The 19,336-nt window shown below is 43.1% G+C and carries 17 protein-coding genes; 8 read left to right on the top strand and 9 right to left on the bottom strand.

Annotated features, from left to right (window positions below):
• Positions 1-71 precede the first annotated feature (71 nt).
• The 3 genes from R7E78_RS04600 (at position 72) to R7E78_RS04590 (ending at position 1,804) form a co-directional block, all read left to right on the top strand.
• The gene (locus tag R7E78_RS04600; RefSeq protein WP_005378367.1) at positions 72-662 is read left to right on the top strand and encodes a TfoX/Sxy family DNA transformation protein; all 591 of its coding nucleotides are present in this window, start codon (positions 72-74) and stop codon (positions 660-662) included.
• A 114-nt stretch (positions 663-776) separates the two neighbouring features.
• Positions 777-1,463, top strand: coding sequence for a TVP38/TMEM64 family protein (locus tag R7E78_RS04595; protein ID WP_005378366.1), 687 nt, complete (start codon positions 777-779; stop codon positions 1,461-1,463).
• A 20-nt stretch (positions 1,464-1,483) separates the two neighbouring features.
• Entirely contained in the window at positions 1,484-1,804 is a 321-nt protein-coding gene (locus R7E78_RS04590) for a DUF2007 domain-containing protein (protein WP_017820033.1), read from the top strand.
• Positions 1,805-1,835: 31 nt separating this feature from the next.
• Here R7E78_RS04590 and R7E78_RS04585 read toward each other — a convergent pair whose 3' ends face one another.
• The 4 genes from R7E78_RS04585 to topA form a co-directional block, all read right to left on the bottom strand.
• Complete coding sequence (locus R7E78_RS04585) at positions 1,836-2,639, bottom strand: alpha/beta fold hydrolase (protein ID WP_017820032.1); 804 nt, start codon at positions 2,637-2,639, stop codon at positions 1,836-1,838.
• A gap of 109 nt (positions 2,640-2,748) precedes the next feature.
• The gene (glgA, locus tag R7E78_RS04580; protein ID WP_017820031.1) at positions 2,749-4,206 is read right to left on the bottom strand and encodes a glycogen synthase GlgA; all 1,458 of its coding nucleotides are present in this window, start codon (positions 4,204-4,206) and stop codon (positions 2,749-2,751) included.
• Complete coding sequence (gene glgC / locus R7E78_RS04575) at positions 4,196-5,413, bottom strand: glucose-1-phosphate adenylyltransferase (RefSeq protein WP_318057694.1); 1,218 nt, start codon at positions 5,411-5,413, stop codon at positions 4,196-4,198. Before glgC ends, glgA begins: the two co-directional genes overlap by 11 nt.
• Before the next feature lie 608 nt (positions 5,414-6,021).
• Complete coding sequence (gene topA, locus R7E78_RS04570; RefSeq protein ID WP_005378351.1) at positions 6,022-8,652, bottom strand: type I DNA topoisomerase; 2,631 nt, start codon at positions 8,650-8,652, stop codon at positions 6,022-6,024.
• Between the two features lie 434 nt (positions 8,653-9,086).
• On the opposite strand from topA, the gene R7E78_RS04565 reads away from it, so the two are divergent.
• A complete protein-coding gene (locus R7E78_RS04565) occupies positions 9,087-9,335 on the top strand; it encodes a YciN family protein (protein ID WP_005387884.1) in 249 nt (82 codons plus the stop codon).
• 63 nt (positions 9,336-9,398) lie between these two features.
• Here the strand turns inward: R7E78_RS04565 and aroA are convergent, their stop codons facing one another.
• Together aroA and R7E78_RS04555 are read right to left on the bottom strand one after the other, a co-directional pair.
• The gene (aroA, locus tag R7E78_RS04560) at positions 9,399-10,679 is read right to left on the bottom strand and encodes a 3-phosphoshikimate 1-carboxyvinyltransferase (RefSeq protein WP_005387883.1); all 1,281 of its coding nucleotides are present in this window, start codon (positions 10,677-10,679) and stop codon (positions 9,399-9,401) included.
• A 289-nt stretch (positions 10,680-10,968) separates the two neighbouring features.
• Entirely contained in the window at positions 10,969-11,445 is a 477-nt protein-coding gene (locus R7E78_RS04555; RefSeq protein WP_005378348.1) for a glycine zipper 2TM domain-containing protein, read from the bottom strand.
• Between the two features lie 39 nt (positions 11,446-11,484).
• On the opposite strand from R7E78_RS04555, the gene aat reads away from it, so the two are divergent.
• The 3 genes from aat (at position 11,485) to infA (ending at position 13,190) form a co-directional block, all read left to right on the top strand.
• The gene (gene aat / locus R7E78_RS04550; protein ID WP_005387881.1) at positions 11,485-12,192 is read left to right on the top strand and encodes a leucyl/phenylalanyl-tRNA--protein transferase; all 708 of its coding nucleotides are present in this window, start codon (positions 11,485-11,487) and stop codon (positions 12,190-12,192) included.
• On the top strand, positions 12,189-12,890 hold the full coding sequence (locus R7E78_RS04545; protein ID WP_005378346.1) for an arginyltransferase: 702 nt from the start codon (positions 12,189-12,191) through the stop codon (positions 12,888-12,890). Before aat ends, R7E78_RS04545 begins: the two co-directional genes overlap by 4 nt.
• Positions 12,891-12,971: 81 nt before the next feature.
• Entirely contained in the window at positions 12,972-13,190 is a 219-nt protein-coding gene (gene infA, locus R7E78_RS04540; RefSeq protein ID WP_001040192.1) for a translation initiation factor IF-1, read from the top strand.
• Positions 13,191-13,323: 133 nt separating this feature from the next.
• Here the strand turns inward: infA and clpA are convergent, their stop codons facing one another.
• On the bottom strand, positions 13,324-15,591 hold the full coding sequence (gene clpA / locus R7E78_RS04535) for an ATP-dependent Clp protease ATP-binding subunit ClpA (RefSeq protein WP_318057693.1): 2,268 nt from the start codon (positions 15,589-15,591) through the stop codon (positions 13,324-13,326).
• 50 nt (positions 15,592-15,641) lie between these two features.
• Positions 15,642-15,962: an ATP-dependent Clp protease adapter ClpS gene (clpS, locus tag R7E78_RS04530; RefSeq protein WP_005378419.1), complete on the bottom strand. Its 321-nt coding sequence runs from the start codon at positions 15,960-15,962 to the stop codon at positions 15,642-15,644.
• Positions 15,963-16,666: 704 nt separating this feature from the next.
• Here clpS and cspD point away from each other — a divergent pair.
• Complete coding sequence (gene cspD / locus R7E78_RS04525; protein ID WP_005378407.1) at positions 16,667-16,885, top strand: cold shock domain-containing protein CspD; 219 nt, start codon at positions 16,667-16,669, stop codon at positions 16,883-16,885.
• Positions 16,886-17,068: 183 nt separating this feature from the next.
• Here the strand turns inward: cspD and R7E78_RS04520 are convergent, their stop codons facing one another.
• Positions 17,069-19,294: an NADP-dependent isocitrate dehydrogenase gene (locus tag R7E78_RS04520; RefSeq protein WP_005378404.1), complete on the bottom strand. Its 2,226-nt coding sequence runs from the start codon at positions 19,292-19,294 to the stop codon at positions 17,069-17,071.
• Positions 19,295-19,336: the final 42 nt, after the last annotated feature.

Genomic DNA, 19,336 nt, shown 5'->3' with positions numbered 1-19,336 from the left:
TACGCATGTTTGCTACTCTCTCGGACCTGACTTTTGGTGGCGTAATATTAATTACACCGAGATAACAAAACATGGATAAACCGATACTCAAAGACTCTATGAAGCTATTTGAGGCACTTGGTAATATCAAGTCGCGCTCAATGTTTGGTGGCTTCGGACTATTCGCTGATGAAACAATGTTTGCACTAGTGGTAAACAATCAGCTTCATATCAGAGCAGACCAAAAAACTTCATCTGACTTCGAGAAACAAGGGCTAAAGCCTTACGTTTATAAAAAACGTGGCTTTCCAGTCGTTACAAAGTACTACGCTATTTCCAGCGATTTATGGGAATCAAGCGAACGCTTAATCGAAGTAGCGAATCAATCATTGAAAAAGGCAAAGCTTGAGAAAGAACAGCAAGCAAGTACAAAGCCTAACCGTTTGAAAGATTTGCCTAACTTACGACTGGCTACCGAGCGCATGCTAAAAAAAGCCGGCATCGAATCCGTAGAGAAGCTTGAAGAGGAAGGTGCGCTTAACGCCTATAAAGCGATAAGAGATACGCACTCTGCAACCGTCAACATTGAGTTGCTATGGGCACTAGAAGGTGCTATCAACGGCACTCATTGGAGTGTGGTACCTCAAGCTCGCCGAGATGAGTTGATGAACGGCCTCCAATAAAAGTCGGCCTAAAAACTATCTTGTAAAACCGCAGTCTAATCTGCGGTTTTTTTGTGAAATTTTTTCGGTTTTCCTACTGTCTTATTACATATATCCCAAATTGGAATCAAAATTATGAATAAGAAACTGATATTAGGTCTCATCCTACTAGCGGCTATCGTCTTTTTAGGTATTAACTTTGGCCAGTATTTAACCTTAGAGAATGCAAAAGCCCAACAAGAAGCACTAACTACATACATCGATCAGAATTTTGTATTCTCGGCTGCGATTTACTTTTTTACCTACATTGCAATTACCGCTTTTTCTATCCCAGGAGCGGCAGTAGTCACCTTACTTGGTGCAGCCTTATTTGGTTTTTGGACAAGCTTGCTACTGGTTTCTTTCGCTAGCACTATGGGGGCAACACTGGCCTTCTTGAGCAGCCGATACTTATTGCGTGACTGGGTACAAAACAAATTCGGAAATAAACTCAACGCAATTAATCAAGGTGTCGAAAAAGACGGAGCTTTTTATCTATTTTCCTTGCGTCTAATCCCTGTATTCCCTTTCTTTCTAATCAACTTACTGATGGGCTTAACACCGATGTCTGTAGGTCGATTTTATCTCACTAGCCAAATAGGTATGCTGCCAGGCACAGCCGTATATCTGAATGCAGGTACTCAATTAGCAACAATTGAAAGCCTATCGGGCATTGTTTCACCCGCAGTATTAGCGTCTTTTGCGCTATTGGGACTATTTCCAATCATCACTAAATGGGTTATGAATAAAGTAAGGCCGACACCAAGTCAGCAAAACTCGTAATTGGTGAAGTGGGTATTTTGATGAAAATATTTATCGCTAAAAACCCAGCAGAAGCACACATTGTATGTGAGCTGCTTAAAGTGGAACAAATTTACTGTGAAGTTCGCGGAGAAGGTATTTTCGGCTTAAAAGGAGAACTGCCGTTTGGTGATGATACCGATCCTTATGTGTGGCTTTTTGACACGGCACAAAAGATGAAAGCTGAAGAAATAGTAAAAGCATATCGAAAACAATCCGATAGGCATGAGTATCAAGATTGGCAATGCCCAAAATGTCATGAAATAAACGAAGGGCAATTTGGTGCATGTTGGCAATGTGGATATCAACTAGGAGAGCTATAGCGGCTCTCCTATTCAGTGGATGCACTCAGTTTTAAGCACATACAGCTTGCTGTTTAATAAACTCGATGGAGTGTTGATTGAAGTCTTCTGGACGCTCTACATTGCATACATGACCACAATTCGGGATTTCTCGTAGAATGCTGAGCTTATGTGCTGCAACCATTTCTTTGACAGGTTTAATAAACATGTAATCCCTGTCGCCCATTAAGTAAAGAGTCGGAATGGGTAACTCTCGATCTTTAAAATATTTCATTAACGGATTTACATCAGCGGCAAGAATAAACCAACGTTTAAATTCTTTTTGGCAAAGCTTCTTGGCTTCGCGAATAAAAAGGTGGCGAGATTCTCGTTGGCTTCTTTGAGGCATAACAATATAAGCGAACAGTTTGTAGAGCCACATGTACGGTAGGATATGCTTACAAAAATTACCTAATTTCACCAATATCTGAGAACGAGTGTTAAGCCTTGTGACAGCACCGCCGAGCACCATCGAACGTACGCGCTCTGATGACAATTCAGCAAGGTTTCGAACAATAATAGTACCAAGCGACATACCGACAAAATGAGCGGATTGGATCTTTAAATGGTCCAATACTTTCAAAATATCTTGGGTAACTTCCGTAAAGGTATAACGGCTAGCAATGAGCTCTTTAAGTAACTGATTTGACTTTCCATGACCTCTTAAATCGATCAGCAATAAGTTAAAGTGTTGCTTGTAAGCTTTAATTTGCTTGAACCAGATAGAAGAGCTACCACCAGCACCGTGCACAAATACAACCCACTCATTACTAGTAGGGTGCAAATAGGTTTTATGAAAAAGTAGCGGCTGGGTCATATTGAGTATCAAAAAGATCGTGCTATTGAGTAAAAAGCCATCCTACCACACTCCCCTTACTCAAGATAATAAAGGCACCTCATTCGGTGCCTTTCGTTACAATTTTAAGTCAAACTAACGCTGAGTGGTAAAGCTGCAAATAAGATTCTGCGGCCTTTTGCCAACAAAAGTCTTGTTGCATCGCGTGCAACTGTACTTTATTCACTTCAGGCTCGTTTTGAGCGTAGAGCAACAGTGCCCTTAGCATCGTTAACAACAATGCCTGCGGTGTCGGTTCGAAAAAAACAAACCCCGTTGCTTCAGATGGGTTTACATCATAATCGCTAACGCTGTCCTTTAAGCCACCAACACCGCGTACTATCGGTAATGTCCCATAAGCCATACTATAGATTTGGTTTAAGCCACATGGTTCAAACTCAGAAGGCATCAAGAAGAAATCAGAACCAGCTTCAACGATATGCGCAAGTTCATTGTCATACGCTTCTACAAAGGCAAATTTGCTAGAAAACTGCGCGGCAACCTCTCGTAACTGAGCGGCAAGAACAGGGTCTCCGGTCCCAACGACAACTAGCTGAACATCGTGCTTCAAAAAGTCGGCCAAAGCAGGCAACAAGTAATGAACGCCTTTCTGCTGGGTCAACCGACAAACCATACCGAACATAGCTACATTTTTTTCGGGCAAATTTAGTCGTTGTTGTAATGCTTTTTTACAAGCTTTCTTCCCTTGCGACATACTTTGCTGGTCGGCGCAGTAATTAACCGGCAAGTAGGTATCAGTTTCCGGATTCCAAGCGCTGTAATCACAACCATTCAAGATGCCGACTAAGTCCTGCGCACGTTGCTGAAACTCCCAAGCCATGCCGTGACTGCCAAGCTCTGTTTTTAGTTCCTCTGCGTACGTAGGGCTAACCGCGTTTATCTTATCTGCATTCATTACACCAGCTTTAAGCATCGTAATATGCGTTGCACTCACCGCAGCATCGGGAACGTTTCTACAATGAAACTCTGGCAAACACTGCACATCTTCATAACTAAATACGCCTTTAAAGACCGCATTGTGAATTGAAATGACGCTTTTAGTATGAGCAAAAAACGGATCATTGCCATACCTGTGCTTGAGCAAAAATGGAACAAGACCTGTGTGCCAATCGTTCGCGTGTATGATATTAGGTTGAAAGGCGAGCTTGGGTAACATATCGAGACATGCTGCACTAAAAAACGCAAAGCGCTCGCCGTTATCAGTATACGCTTGGTTGTTCTCCGCATACATTGATGGTCGATTGAAATACGGCGGACAATCAATCAGGTAAACAGGATTTTGACCTAACATGAGCCGCAAAACTCGATACTCCGTATGCGGCCATGATGTTAATTCTGTTTCTAATACAACTTCTGCGTCTGCGAGTTTATCAATACTGCTGTACGCAGGGATGGTAATTCTTACGTCTTGCTGTAGGTTTTGAAGGGCTTCCGGTAGTGCCTTGGCAACATCTGCCAAGCCACCACTTTTAATGAGGCCTTCAACCTCAGAAGCTACAAACAGAATAGATAAGTTGTTAGTAGCCAACTCGAGCTCCTTTCGGAATAACAACAATGCCCTCCTCAGACACGTGGAAGTGTTTTTTATCTTCTTGAAGATTCACACCAATCTGAGTACCAGGAGCAATATCGGCATCTTTGTCGACAATCACACGACGTAAAACACATCCTTCGCCAATTTTTACGTCACCAAGAAGTATACATTCGCTGATATCGCAAGCAGAAGCAATATTACTGCGAAAACCAAGCACCGACTTTTCGATTCTTGAGCCTCTAACATAGCTGCCATTACACACTAAACTATCGATTATCTGCACACGACCATTATCAGAGTCGGTAAATGTCGCAGGTGGCAATGGTGGGTAGTAGGTATGCAATGGCCATTTACGGTTGTACAGCGAAAATGGTGCATCTTTTTCTAGCAGATCCATATGCGCTTGCCAGTACGCATCAATAGTTCCGACATCACGCCAGTACACCTCTTCTTTTTCGCCACTGATTTTGTTGGTACTGAAGTCATACACGAACACATCACCTCTAGGGAACATCTTTGGAATGATGTCCTTTCCAAAATCATGTGATGAAGCTTCATTATCCGCATCTTCGACCAACTCTGAGAACAGTACCTGAGCTTCAAAAACATAGTTACCCATTGAAACTAAAGCGTAATCAGGGTCACCAGGAATCGACTTCGGATTTGCTGGTTTTTCGTCAAAGCCAATCATACGGCCTTCGCTATCCACTTCGATAACCCCAAATTGCGACGCCTCTTTTAGTGGCATGCGCAATGCAGATACCGTCAGAGAAGCCTGCTTTTCTGAGTGGAAGTTCAGCATTTGTTTGATATCCATCTTATAGATATGGTCAGAGCCAAAAATACAAACTTGCTCTGGTTCCTCTAACTCCATAAAACGCAGGTTTTGATAGATCGCGTCCGCCGTCCCTTCGTACCAACGTTTACCAGTACGCATTTGAGCGGGAATAGGATCGATAAAGCGGTCTGTAATGCCGTTGATGTTCCACCCCTTTTTTAAGTGATGGAATAAAGATTGAGATTTAAATTGGGTTAGGACGTAAATGCGCATCAGATCCGCATTAACAAAATTGTTTAGAGCAAAATCGATCAATCGATAACTACCACCAAACGGTACCGAAGGTTTACTGCGAGATTCCGTTAAAGGTCTCAAACGAGAGCCTTCACCGCCAGCAAGAATCATTCCCAAAACACCAGCCATTTGTTGTTCTCCATATCGTTATAGCTTGGATTTGGTACTCGCTTGAATGAGTCATACTCGGGGAGTCAAGCGAATACATTTAGCAACCGTCTCTGAGTTTCTGTGAACTCTTACAACACGGATAAAAAAGCTACGGCACTTCCAGTATGCAACGTCCACTCTTTCCTTATTTTTTGACGCAAACAATGCACACAGTTGCACTAATTTTTGTAATAAATTATCTAAGCGGGTTCTAAATTACAATTTTTAATACGCCATTCTGTGTACCATACAGCTCTTGCGTACTCAAGACGATATCTAGATCACACATGGAAAAGCAAACGATTACATTGTGAAAACAATTTACGAACGGATTCACTACACCGCCGATTTTTTAGCCCAATGTATAACAAATATGTGAATGCAAAATGAAAGTTACAACGAATATTTTTTACATAAAAAATACATCAGCGACTACGAAATATTGATACTGGGATCTTCTCGCGTCAGCAAAACTCAGTCAAAGCAGCAAAGATCTATACGAACAACACAGTGGCCTTTACGCAAAAACAAAACGCAAAAAAGGCAGCGATATCGCTGCCTTTTTACATTACTTAGATCGTACGTTTTTATGCTTTCGCTTTTTTACGCTTATCAGTGACTTCCCACTTACCGTCAACAAAGAGCGCTGTCCAACCAGATGGTTTGCCATTCTCTTCCGAACGAACGTAGTTCTCTTTTGTTTTGCGACTAAAGCGTACAACTGCAGGACGACCATCAGGATCTTCTTGCGGTGCGGTCGCTAGGTATTTGAACTTCTCAGGTAAACGCTCTTCAAAACGTGCCAGTTCAGCAACCAAAGGAGCACGTGTCTCGCGCGATTTCGGGAAGTTGCTTGCCGCCATAAATAGACCTGAAGCACCATCACGAAGTACGAAATACGCATCTGAGTTTTCACATGGCAACTCGGGGAAATGAACAGGATCTTCTTTCGGGGGCGCGACTTCGCCATTCTTCAAGATCTTACGAGTGTTCTTGCACGTTTCGCTCGTACAATCCATGTATTTACCAAAGCGACCGTTCTTAAGCACCATATCAGAGCCACATTTGTCACATTCAACAACTGGACCATCGTAGCCTTTTACTTTGAACTCGCCGTATTCAACAAGGTAGCCTTCACAGTTCGGGTTATTACCACAAACATGCATCTTACGCTTGTCATCAATCAGGTATGCGTCCATCGCTGTTTCACAGATCGGACAACGCTTTTTAGCACGAAGAGCTGCGGTTTCAACGTCTTCTTCTAGAACGTTAATAATACCTTCTTCGTCACCCAAGTTGATGGTTGTCTTACAACGCTCTTTTGGTGGTAACGCGTAACCTGAACAGCCTAAGAACACACCTGTCGAAGCAGTACGGATGCCCATTGGACGGCTACACGTCGGACACTCGATATCCGTCATGACGATGTGGTTTAACTTCATACCGCCTTCTGACTCATCCAGCTCCGCTTTTTCAAGATCGCCAGTAAAATCAGCAAAGAAGTTGTCTAACACAGCTTTCCAGTTCACTTCACCTTCAGCGATTTGGTCCAATTTCTGTTCCATACGCGCAGTAAAGTCGTAGTTCATCAAATCGTTAAAGCTGTCATCAAGGCGGTCAGTAACAATTTCACCCATTTTTTCAGCGTAGAAACGGCGCTGATCAACTTTCACGTAGCCACGATCTTGAATCGTAGAAATGATCGATGCGTAAGTCGACGGACGACCAATACCTCGTTTCTCCAGCTCTTTAACCAGTGCTGCTTCAGTGTAGCGCGCAGGTGGCTTTGTAAAGTGCTGTTTAGGGTCAAGTGACTCTAAGCTTAGCTTATCGCCAAGTTGTACCGCAGGAAGGATTGTATCCTCGTTTTTGCCCATTGGACGCTGTACACGAGTCCAGCCGTCAAATTTAAGGATACGGCCTTTCGCTTTAAGCGTGTATTCTGCCGCTTTTACACTGATGGTTGTTGAATCGTATTCTGCTGGCGTCATTTGACACGCTACAAACTGATTCCAAATCAAAGCGTAAAGTTTGTGCGCATCAGCATCGACACCTTGCAGGTCTTCCGCCTTAACACCCACATTTGAAGGACGGATCGCTTCGTGCGCTTCCTGTGCCCCTTCTTTGCTACCGTACGTCAATGGTTTCGCTGGCAGGTACTTATCACCAAACTCAGAACCAATAAAGTCACGTACAGCGTCCACAGCCTCGGCACTTAGGTTAGTCGAGTCAGTACGCATGTAAGTGATGTAACCGGCCTCATAGAGGCGCTGAGCTAGCATCATGGTCTTTTTCACACCGTAGCCCAGACGTGTACTCGCTGCCTGTTGAAGCGTAGAGGTGATGTAAGGTGCAGAAGGCTTGCTCTTTGTAGGACGGTCTTCACGCTTACATACTTCGTAACTTGCATTCTCAAGTACAGACATCGCTGCTTTGGTTTCTGCCTCATTAACTGGCTTAAACGCAGAACCGTCTTTCTGCGCAACAAGCAGTTTAAAGTCCGCTTTGTCTTTCGTTTTCGTATTCGCATGAATGTCCCAGAATTCTTCTGGTACAAACGCGTTAATCTCACGCTCACGCTCAACTAACAATTTCACCGCAACAGACTGCACTCGACCAGCAGATAAGCCACGAGCCACTTTTTTCCAAAGTAAAGGTGAAACCATAAAACCAACGACACGGTCCATGAAGCGACGTGCTTGTTGGGCATTTACACCATCCATGTTCAGCTCGCCAGGTGTCTGGAAAGCTTGTTGGATCGCGTTTTTCGTAATTTCGTTAAAAACTACACGTTTGTATCGCTCTTCATCGCCACCGATGATCTCACGAAGGTGCCATGCGATTGCTTCCCCTTCGCGGTCCAAATCGGTTGCGAGATATACGCAATCTGCGTCTTTGGCGAGTTTTTGTAGTTCGTTGACAACTTTTTCTTTGCCTGGAAGGATTTGGTAATTCGCTTCCCAGTCATGATATGGGTTAATCCCCATCTTTTTGATCAACGCTTTGCGGTCTTTCTCTTTTTTAACGCGCGCTTTCTCTTCCGGACTCATCCCTTTAGTTGAGATGGCTGCGGCTTTTTTCTCACCAGTGCTTTGACCGGCCGTAGGCAGATCACGCACATGACCAACACTAGACTTAACAATAAAGTCTTTACCAAGGTACTTATTTATCGTCTTTGCCTTGGCTGGTGACTCCACTATAACGAGTGATTTACCCATAACTGACTCTAACGTCCTTCATAATAATGCGGGTAGAAACCTTGTTTAAAGGCCACCCGCATAATGTTCTATTTCATTGCTTCTTTTTTTACTATTGTGCGAGATGAAAAGAAGATCAACTGCTTTTTTGAAATTCAGATCCGATTGGTTGACAATTCATCGTCTTTATACTTCAAAGAGACAGGGTTCTGAAAGGTATTGAGCGGCATATCTAAACAGGCAAACTTAGCATCCGCTAATCCAATGCAATAAATTTTGTTACCCATCACAAAATAGTTTGGTTCAATGCTCTGCCATCTTCCTCCGCATCATGCTTATACTCTAAAAATTGATCTGTTTAGTCTTACTGAACGATTGACTGAATTAATCATGCAAACCCATTTTAGTTGTAGGTATACTCAGCGTTCTTAACTGAATAGGATGGTAGAAAGAATATGTCTGATAGAACGTTTATCGAAGAGTTCGACCTTCTTTTGATCGCTAACCAAATCATCCAAGAGCACGATGATTACATCGAGGGAATGCGAGCCACAAGTGTAGAAGAAAAAGAAGGTGTTTTAGTTTTTAAAGGTGAATACTTCCTTGATGACAAAGGTTTACCAACTTCAAATACGACTGCAGTATTCAATATGTTCAAATACTTAGCGCATCACCTTTCTAAGGAATTTACGCTGGTTAAATAGTATTGGGAAACAAAAAAGCCAGAGTGTTATTCACTCTGGCTTTCCTGTTTTAGGTCAGAATATTTAGCAGCTTAAAGCCTTAAGTTTGTCGAAGTAGTCAGGGAACGTTTTCGACGTACACTTTGGATCGTTAATCGTCACAGGCGTATCACTAAGTGCCACCAGCGAAAAACACATCGCCATTCGATGATCATCGTAAGTATCAATCGCAGCATGCTTTAACTGAGACACAGGTTTGACGATGATGTAGTCTTCCCCTTCTTCCACTTCCGCACCAACTTTACGTAACTCAGTCGCCATAGCTGACAAACGGTCTGTTTCTTTTACACGCCAGTTATAAACGTTACGAATAGCGGTAGTGCCTTCGGCAAATAACGCTGTTGTCGCGATGGTCATTGCAGCATCAGGGATATGGTTGTAATCCATATCAATGCCTTTTAATTGACCAACACGTGAAATTACGTAGTCATCACCCCATTCAATTTCTGCACCCATTTTTTCAAGCGCATCAGCAAATTGAATATCACCTTGAATGCTGTTTTTACCGATACCCGTGACTTTAACTTCTCCGCCTTTGATGGCTGCCGCCGCCAAGAAGTAAGAAGCAGAAGACGCGTCACCTTCAACCAAGAAATCACCTGGAGCGATGTATTGCTGACCGGCTGGGATCACAAACTCTTGATAGTCATTGTTGATCACATCGACTCCAAACTGCTTCATGATATGCAGGGTGATATCGATATAAGGCTTAGAAACCAAATCGCCTTCGATGTTGATGCGAATTTCACCTTCAGCCAATGGCGCAGACATTAAGAAAGCGGTCAAGAACTGACTTGAAATGGACCCATCGATAGAAACTGTACCTGCTTTTAGGCCAGTACCAATTATTTTGAGAGGCGGAAAGTTCTCGTTTTCCATGTACTCAACGTTCGCACCAGCATCTTTCAGTGCCGTGACAAGGTGACCAATTGGACGCTCTTTCATACGAGGTTCGCCCGTCAGTACATACTCCCCTTCTCCAAGACAAAGAGCCGCAGCTAATGGTCGCATCGCAGTGCCAGCATTGCCGAGAAATAACTCTACCGGCTCTGAGACAGAAAACGGACGCCCAAGGCCTTCAACGAGACATTCTGTTTTATCTTCGGAAAGTTGGTATTGAACGCCTAGTTTAGTCAGCGCATTCAGCATATGACGAATATCATCACTGTCGAGGAGATTAGTAAGGCGAGTTCTGCCTTTAGCAAGAGCAGCAAGTAAAAGAGCTCGATTAGAAACGCTTTTAGAGCCAGGAAGGTTCACTTCCCCTTGAATTTTATTGATAGGTTGTAACGTTAGGCTTTCCATTAAAAGTTGATAATCCTTTGTGCCCTCAACATACGATTTTTATGAGGGCTAAACAATTCTTCGTGAATTCAGACTACCCAAAAAAACACGACAAAACCAGAGTAAATCGGCGCTAATTTATGAATATCCTCAAGCAGCCTAAAGATACAGAATTAAAGGCATTGCCAGCGATGTAAATCAGAGCGAAAGAAGCACGGCGAAACAGCAAACTATTTCGACTTTATTTGACTATAAGCCAGCCCGACTGTACATGCCTGATTAGGCTTCGTTAGACTAAAACAACCTAGGGTTAATAAGTGATATCAACCCTGACTCCATCATCAAAATATAAAATACGAACTTCATCCCCTCGACTAAATAACATATTTTTATCAACATCTTGGATGACATTAATTAGCTTATCACCCTTCACTTTGATGAGTAGCTCAACTAACTTATATTCAACCGTGTATTGGTAATTACTTTGGTTTTGAGCAACTGCGGCACCAGCAAGCGCACCCACTGCCGTCGCGACTTCTCTTCCCGTACCGCCACCAAATTGATTACCGACTAAACCACCGATAGTGGCACCAAGTAGTGTCTTCCAACCGTTACTTTTCGATTGAACAACCTCTTGTTGAGTAATATAACGGACAGAGTCAATCTTCCCGTAAACTACTTCATTAACTGGCTTGGCAACATTTCTTTCATAGGCTGCGTTGGCGACAAGTGGTAAAAACAGTATGATCCCAAGCCATACTTTTACGATATTTCTTAACCAGGTCATCATAAACTCCTCTGACTCCAATGTTGGTAACGACTTCTTATGGCTATTTATTTAACTGAACTCGATGAAACGTTCAACTTTCCCTCACCCTATAAAGCACTCAGCGACCCCAATGGTTTGCTGGCTTTTGGTGGTGACTTAAACCCCATGAGAATCCTCAATGGTTACTATCAAGGCATTTTCCCTTGGTATGGTCCTGGTGAACCTATTTTATGGTGGAGCCCTTCTCCGCGCGCCGTGTTTGACCCATTACAGTTTAAGCCATCTAAAAGTCTCAAAAAATTTCAGCGTAAACATAACTATAAAGTAACACTCAATTTCGCGACAGAAGAAGTGATTAGACTATGTTCTTCAACACGCCCTGCAGAGGAAACATGGCTCAACGAGGAAATGCAAGCTTCCTACATTGAGTTAGCCAAACTTGGTCACTGTCACTCTGTAGAAGTATGGCATGACAACAACCTGATTGGCGGACTATATGGCATTTGCGTGGGCCAACTTTTTTGCGGAGAGTCGATGTTTAGTCTAAAAGATAACGCATCCAAAATTGCATTGTGGTACTTATGCAACCATTTGGCGTCAAAGCAAGGTCAATTAATCGATTGCCAAGTTATGAATTCTCACTTGGCATCACTTGGCGCATTTGAACTTGAGCGTGACGAATTTATGCAAAAACTACTATCTTTAAGAGAAAAGCAAACACTATTTGATGCCTATCAGCCCCAAGTTTTGCAGGATTCAGTATGAGTACGGATATACAACATATTCGAATAGGGTTGACGAATAATCACCCTTGTAGTTATTTGCCTGAACGGCAAGAGCGGGTTGCGGTGGCGCTTGATGAAAGGCTGCATACTGAAGAAAATTACCAGTTGCTCATGGCTAACGGTTTTCGTCGTAGCGGAGATACCATATATAAACCGCATTGCGAGCATTGCACCGCTTGCCAGCCAATTCGAGTCTCGATTCCAGACGTTAGACTATCAAAAAGTCAGAAGAGGCTGCTTAATAAAGCACAGTCTTTACGCTGGGAAATGAAACCTGAAATGGATGAGGAATGGTTTGAGCTTTACAGTCGGTACATCTGCAAACGGCATAAAAACGGCACTATGTACCCACCAAAGCGTGATGAGTTTGCTCGATTTGCTCAAACCAGCTGGCTGACAACGTCGTTTTTACACATTTACGATGAATCAGATCAATTGCTTGCCATTGCAGTGACAGATTTGATGCCACAATGCTCGAGTGCTTTTTATACTTTCTTTGACCCTGACTACGAGTTATCTCTTGGGACATTAGCGGTGCTTTATCAAATTAAATACTGCCAAGAAAACAAACAACAGTGGCTATATTTGGGATATCAGATTGATGAGTGCCCAGCAATGAGCTACAAAACACGCTTTCAACGCCACCAAAGGCTAGTAAATCAGCGTTGGCGAGGGTAGAATACGCCTCAACTTTACATAATTACTATTTAGCGGCAGAATATAGCCCGCTAATATTGCCTAATTTCTAAAGAGGATTAAATGGCTAAAGAAGACGTAATCGAGATGCAAGGCACAGTCCTTGACACTCTACCAAACACTATGTTCCGTGTTGAACTTGAAAACGGTCACGTTGTGACTGCTCACATCTCTGGCAAGATGCGTAAGAACTACATCCGTATCCTAACGGGTGACAAAGTAACTGTAGAGATGACTCCATACGACCTGTCAAAAGGCCGCATCGTCTTCCGCGCTCGTTAATCTCTGATTTTCGGATGCAATAAAAAACGGAGCAAGCTGCTCCGTTTTTTATTGCACAATTTTTTCCGATTTAGTTCAGATAAAAAAGCGCACGATCTTCTCGTGCGCTTTTGCGTTTGTTACCGACTAACGATTAATGCATCGCTGTCTCTTTCTCACTTAAGTATTCAAACTCAAGCGTATCGTTGACCAGCGTTACTTTCACTGTACCGCCGTCAACTAAAGATCCAAACAACAGTTCGTTAGCCAAAGGCTTCTTAAGCTGTTCTTGGATAACACGCCCCATTGGGCGAGCCCCCATAGCTTTGTCATAACCTTTATGTGCTAACCAATGGCGAGCGTCTTGCGATACTTCCATTGAAACGCCTCTCTCATCAAGTTGCACTTGCAGTTCAACAATGAACTTATCAACCACTTGATGGATAACGCTTTCATCAAGGCTGTTAAACCAGATGATGTTATCAAGACGGTTACGGAACTCAGGAGTAAACACCTTCTTAATTTCCGCCATTGCATCGTGACTGTTGTCTTGTTGAATCAAACCAATTGATTTCTTCTCGGTTTCCGCCACACCTGCGTTAGTTGTCATAACAAGAATGACATTACGGAAGTCTGCTTTGCGACCATTGTTGTCCGTTAGCGTACCGTTATCCATGACTTGCAACAACAGGTTAAAGATATCAGGGTGCGCTTTTTCAATCTCATCAAGTAATACGACTGAGTGTGGGTGCTTAATAACAGCATCGGTTAGCAAACCACCTTGGTCATAACCGACATAACCAGGAGGCGCACCAATTAAGCGACTTACGGAGTGACGCTCACCATACTCAGACATATCAAAACGAAGTAGCTCGATACCTAGAAGCTTAGATAACTGCACCGTCACCTCTGTTTTACCAACCCCTGTTGGGCCTGCAAACAAGAATGAACCAACAGGTTTGTTGTCTACACCTAAACCTGCACGTGTCAGCTTGATCGCCTCGGACAATGCATCAATCGCATTATCTTGACCGAATACCAACATCTTCATTTTGCTATCTAAGTTTTTCAAAATGTCTTTATCTGAAGAAGAAACCGACTTCTCTGGAATTCGCGCCATTTTGGCAACCATTGATTCGATATCAGCCACTCCGACCGTTTTTTTACGACGGCTTGCAGGAGCAAGACGACTACGCGCACCAGCTTCATCAATGACATCAATGGCCTTATCTGGTAGATGGCGTTCATTAATGTATTTAGCCGACAGTTCTACCGCGGCACGCAGTGCTTTATTGGTATAACGTACTTCATGGTGAGCTTCGTACTTCGGCTTCAAACCCATCAAGATTTTAGTTGTATCATCCAATGAAGGCTCTACAACGTCTATCTTTTGGAAACGGCGAGACAACGCACGCTCTTTCTCGAAAATGTTGCTGTATTCTTGGTATGTCGTCGAACCAATACAACGCAACTTACCGCTACTTAAAAGAGGCTTAATAAGATTTGCTGCATCGACTTGACCACCAGATGCCGCGCCTGCACCGATGATGGTATGTATTTCATCGATGAACAAAATGGCATCTTCTTCTTTTTCAAGTTGTTTCAAAATCGCCTTGAAGCGCTTTTCAAAATCACCGCGATATTTGGTACCAGCGAGCAAAGAGCCAATATCTAGTGAATAAATCACGCTGTTTTGAATGACCTCAGGGACCTGCCCTTCGACAATTCGCCATGCAAGACCTTCCGCAATGGCTGTTTTACCAACTCCTGCCTCACCCACTAGTAGTGGATTATTCTTGCGGCGTCGACAAAGTACCTGAATAGTGCGCTCTAACTCTTTATCACGTCCAATGAGTGGGTCGATGTTTCCATCTTTAGCGACTTGATTAAGATTCGTCGCAAAGCTTTCTAGGCGTTCTTCAGAATTAGGCTCTTCAACACTTTCTGAGCTAAACGAGTCTGATGATGAATCCTCACCTGCACCTGATGCTTTAGTAATACCGTGGGAGATGAAATTAACAATATCTAATCGGGAGATGTCATTTTTCTTCAGTAAGTAAGCGGCATGCGACTCTTGTTCACTGAAGATAGCAACAAGCACGTTGGCGCCTGTTACTTCATTACGACCAGACGACTGTACATGAAAGACGGCGCGTTGTAGTACACGTTGAAAACTCAAAGTCGGCTGCGTTTCACGCGTCTCATCACTATCTGGGATAAGAGGCGTAGTTTGATCGATGAAAATATCGAGTTCGTTGCGTAAAGCGTCAAGATCCGCCTTACAAGCTAGAAGGGCTTCCTTAGCTGCATCATTTTCCAACAATGCAAGTAGGAGGTGTTCGACAGTCATAAACTCGTGGCGTTTATCTCGCGCCCGAGCAAATGCACCGTTAAGGCTTGACTCTAGTTCTTTATTTAGCATAAGTACCTCCCGAAAAAACAACTGGGGTTGTTCGAGCAAGTCTTCTTTGTTTACGCTTGCTCCATAGTGCAAAGTAGCGGATGTTCATTTTCCCTTGCGTACATCGTAACTTGCGCTACTTTTGTTTCGGCAATTTCTGCGCTGTATGTGCCGCAAATTGCCTTTCCTTCATAGTGGACCTGAAGCATGATTTGAGTTGCTTTATCAATATCATGTGAGAAAAATCGCTCAAGCACCTCTATGACGAAATCCATAGGTGTATAGTCATCATTATTGAGTACGACATTGTACAGCTTAGGTGGCTGGACTTTCGTACTTTCTCGCTCCAGAAGATCAGAGTCCGGAGTGACCCATTCAAAATTTTTACTCATGGCAATCTAAAGATATCGTATCAAAGGGTTGATGTTTTCGACCTATAAAAACAATCTACCACAAGCGTGCAGCGCGGTGTAGTGAGTTATGGCACCGAATTCGATCTTTGATCGATAAAAGTTGCTACCTAATATAGAGACTAATGCACGTCTTGATACGGCGCAAATAAAAGATGCTTGTCGATAAGTTACACATTTTTTCTTATAAAAGAACTTTCTATTTATTGCTTTCGGACTATTGCAAACCACCCCATCATCTTCTATCTGGATCACACTTCCTCATTGAGAATACGGTAATTATCACGAAAACTTCATTTTTTATTCAGTCAGAGGATTCTTCTCCCATAAGCAACACGGACAGTATGGCTTTTTCAGTATGAGCCACTTCATAGGCAAATTGACTAAACTTCTGCGTATATACGAAAAACTGTTTGCAAATTTGTTAATCTCAAAAGTGATTTGTTTTCAATTATGTTTCTGTTTGTTGCTCACTGCTATTGACTGTCGAAATTCATTGACTACAGTGGAAAGTGTCGATGCATAAATCATCATTTTGAAACTTCTCTTCTTTAAGTGGTTTGATGAATGTGACTTATCATTGATTTGACGTTTGTTGGCATTCGCTGACAATGGTAGTACCAAGTTAAAGGTATAACTTGGTTGCAGTAACAACATCAGTAAAAAATGCATGAGGGATGTAAAGCATGGCTACAGGTACAGTAAAGTGGTTTAACAATGCCAAAGGATTTGGGTTTATTTGTTCAGATGAAGAAGAGGGAGATATCTTTGCCCACTACTCAACAATCCAGATGGACGGTTATCGTACACTGAAAGCAGGCCAACAAGTCTCTTACGAGATTGAAAAAGGTCCCAAAGGCTGTCACGCGAGTAGCGTCGTGCCTCTTGAAGGCCAAGCCAAATAATTAGAGCGCTGTCGAAATATAAAAATATTGCTCTCGAAACGCCACGTTGATGTTTTGAAGAGAAAAATAAACCCGCCAAGATAGCGGGTTTCTTACTATTTAGAGCACGTGTTACAAAAGGAACACTTACAACGCACTTACAGGATAGGAAACACGCCGAAAACGACGTGTTTTTACACTAACTTACTTGTTAATGATTGCGTTAAAGGTTTCGCTTGGACGCATCAATTTAGAAACCAATGCATCGTCTAGTAAGTAGTAACCTCCTAGCTCACCTTTCACGCCTTGCGCATTATTTAGCTCAGCAACGATCGTTTCTTCCTGCTCTGACAGCGCTTTTGCAATTGGTGCAAATTCAGCAGCAAGATCCGCATCATCCGTTTGCTCTGAAAGCGCTTTCGCCCAGTAAAGTGCAAGATAGAAGTGGCTTCCACGGTTATCTAGCTCACCCACTTTACGTGACGGAGATTTGTTGGTGTCTAAAAACTCACCGGTCGCTTTATCTAGTGTATCTGCGAGAACCTGAGCCTTAGGATTGTTTGTCGCTACACTTAAATGCTCTAACGAAGCTGCAAGCGCTAGGAACTCGCCCAAAGAATCCCAACGAAGGTGATTCTCTTTTTCTACTTGTTGAACGTGCTTAGGAGCAGAACCACCAGCGCCTGTTTCAAATAGACCACCACCATTCATCAATGGAACAATAGATAGCATCTTAGCAGACGTACCTAACTCGAGAATTGGGAACAAGTCTGTTAGGTAGTCACGAAGAACATTACCTGTAACAGAGATAGTATCTAGGCCCGCTTTCATACGCTCTAGTGAGTACTTACAAGCTTCAACAGGAGATAGGATCTTAATCTCTAGACCGTCAGTATCGTGATCTGGTAGGTAGGCGTTTACTTTCTTGATGAGCTCAGCATCGTGCGCGCGGTTTTCATCTAGCCAGAATACAGCTGGAACACCTGTTGCACGTGCGCGAGTCACTGCTAGTTTAACCCAATCTTGGATTGGTGCGTCTTTAACCTGACACATACGGAAGATATCACCTTCTTCAACCGCTTGCTCTAACAGTACGTTACCTGAAGCATCAACAACGCGAACAGTACCCGCAGCGTCTAGAATGAATGTCTTGTCGTGAGAACCATACTCTTCAGCTTTCTGAGCCATTAGACCAACGTTAGGTACGCTACCCATAGTGGTTGGATCAAATGCGCCGTGCTCTTTACAGAAATCAATAACCGCTTGGTAAATACCTGCGTAGCTACGATCTGGAATCATCGCTTTGGTGTCTTTTTGTTTACCATCTGGTCCCCACATTTGACCCGAAGAGCGAAGCATTGCTGGCATAGAAGCATCTACAATAATGTCACTTGGTACATGTAAGTTTGTGATACCACGATCAGAGTCAACCATCGCAAGTTCTGGTTGAGTTTGGTAAACCGCTTGAATGGCCGCTTCAATTTCTGCTTTTTGCGCTTCAGGTAGAGACTCAATTTTTGAGTAAACATCACCGATGCCATTGTTTACATCAACACCTAGCTCTTCAAACAGCTTACCGTACTTATCGAAAACGTCTTTGTAGTAAACTTTTACGGCATGGCCGAAAATGACAGGGTCAGAAACTTTCATCATCGTCGCTTTCATATGAAGAGACAGCAGCACGTCTTGTGCTTTCGCTTCAGCAATCTCTTTCTCGAAAAATTCAACCAACGCCTTCTTCTTCATTACTGAAGTATCAATGACTTCTTTATCTAGTAATGGGAACGCAGACTTAAGCTCTTTAACTGTACCATCATTACCGACAAACTCGATTTTGACCTCTGTTGCACCAGAGATAGTTGTAGACTTTTCGCTACCAAAGAAGTCATTGTCTGACATGCTCGCAACATGGGACTTAGATTCTGCTGACCATGCACCCATTGAGTGTGGGTTTTTCTTCGCGTAGTTCTTAACCGAAGTCGGAGCACGACGGTCTGAGTTACCTTCACGAAGTACTGGGTTAACCGCACTACCTTTGATTTTGTCGTAAGCCGCTTTAATCGCTTTCTCTTCGTACGTGCTCGGCTCTTCTGGGTAGTTTGGTAAATCGTAACCTTTCGCCTGAAGCTCTTTAATCGCCGCTTTAAGCTGAGGAACTGAAGCTGAAATGTTAGGTAGCTTGATGATATTTGCTTCTGGAGTTTGAGCTAGTTCACCAAGCTCAGTCAACGCATCGCCAATGCGCTGTTCTTCTTTTAGATGCTCTGGGAAGTTAGCGATAATTCGACCTGCTAGTGAAATATCACGAGTATCTACATTGATGCCAGACGATGCTGTGAATGATTGAATGATTGGTAGTAATGAATAAGTTGCTAGCGCCGGCGCTTCATCAGTGATGGTGTAGATAATTGTAGGTTTTTCTGTAGGCATGAAATTTCCCTATTTTTTAATCAACTTGTTGGCTGATCAACT

The organism is Vibrio sp. YT-19(2023) (assembly GCF_033337395.1).
This window is presented reverse-complemented; position numbering and strand designations above follow the sequence as displayed.